The sequence below is a fragment of the Arthrobacter sp. HMWF013 genome (assembly GCF_003061105.1).
Lineage (GTDB): Bacteria > Actinomycetota > Actinomycetes > Actinomycetales > Micrococcaceae > Arthrobacter.
On sequence record NZ_QAIQ01000512.1, the window covers coordinates 1 to 1605 of the forward strand.

General features: G+C 68.2%; 1 protein-coding gene. It reads left to right on the forward strand.

The window, feature by feature from the left end:
- A partial coding sequence (locus DBR22_RS17905; protein WP_146187559.1) for a 3'-5' exonuclease occupies nt 1-1605 on the forward strand: 1605 nt, incomplete at both ends.

Sequence of the window (1605 nt, forward strand, 5' to 3'; positions counted from 1 at the left end):
CTGAGATACCGGATCACCGACTATGAGCGCGCGTCCGACGCCACCCCTGTGCCGCCCGCCCTGGCTGTTTTGTGCCGGCGCCGGGCGCAGATGGAGACCATCCGGCGGGAGTTTGAAGCGAGGGGGATCCCGTACGAGATCGTGGGGCTGGGCGGACTGCTTGACACGCCCGAAATCGTCGACCTTGTAGCCACCCTGCGGGTTCTTGCCGACCCCGGGCGCTCCGACTCCCTGATGCGCCTGCTGGCCGGTGCCCGGTGGCGCATCGGGCCGGCCGACCTGATGGCTTTCCGTGACTGGTCCAGCCAACTGGCCCGCAGGCGCGGGCACCTTTCCGCAGCCGGACCGTCGGAGGAAGAACCTTCGGACGGGTCCGGCGAGCCTGTGATCGAGAGCGACCTCACTGACGGAGCGAGTCTGGTCGAGGCACTGGACTGGCTGCCGCGTGAAGGCTGGACGTCCTCCCATGGCAGGACCCTGAGCGGCGAAGCACGGGGGCGCCTCGCCGGCCTCTCAGCGGAGCTTCGGCAACTGCGGAGCTACCTGGGTGACGATCTGACCACGCTCCTTGGCGAGGTGGAACGCGCCATGCTGCTTGATATCGAAGTTGCGGCCCGCCCCGGGACGAGCATCCACCAGGCACGCCGCAACCTTGACGCTTTCCAGGACGCAGCCGCCGGCTTCCTGAGGACCTCGCACCGGGTGGACATCCTGGCGTTCCTGGCCTGGCTGGAGGCGGCGGCTGCCGAGGAGAACGGCCTCGAAGCGCCGGCAACCGACGTCAACCGCGAGGCCGTGCAGTTACTTACAGTCCACGCCTCCAAAGGCCTCGAATGGGATGTCGTCTTTGTGCCTGGCCTCAACGCCGGTGCCTTTCCCAGCAGCAAGGACTCCCGTTGGAGCAGCGGAGCGGCAGCCCTGCCCTGGCCCCTTCGCGGGGACCGGGCTGATTTGCCCCAATGGGATACAGACCAGCCGGACCAGAAAGGCTGGCTGGATGCTGAAAAGGACTTCAAAGCCGCAGTCCAGGCCCACGGTGAGGGAGAGGAACGACGGCTGGCATATGTCGCCTACACCCGGGCAAAGCACGTCCTGTGGGTTTCCAGTGCAGCCTGGGTGGGATCGCGGGCAGGGCGGGCAGACATGTCACCTTTCCTCGCTGAGCTGGAAAAGCTTGTCTCAGCGGACGGCGGGGAAACGGGTTCCGCCGTCGTTCACCCCGCATCGGTTGACGAAGCGTCGTTGCCGGAGAAAAGCCCTTTGACCACCGGGACCGAACTGGCCGGGTGGCCCTATGATCCGTTGGAAGGCCCGGTGGATCCGCGGACCGGCCAACGCCTGCGGCTGGTCCCTGGAAGACGGCTGGCGATGGAGGCAGCTGCCGCACGGGTAATGGCCGGCATTGCGGGCTGGACGCCGGACGCTAAGCCCGAGGCGGCGGGCTGGACGCCGGACGCTGAGCCCGAGGGGGCGGACTCCCCGAAATCGTTCCCGCCGGACCGGGCGGCTGAGCGGGGGCTCCGGGGCGCTGCCGCCGGTTGGGCAAAAGAAGCTGACCTGCTCCTGGAGCGACGGTCCCGGCGCGCGGGCGGCCAGGATGTGCAC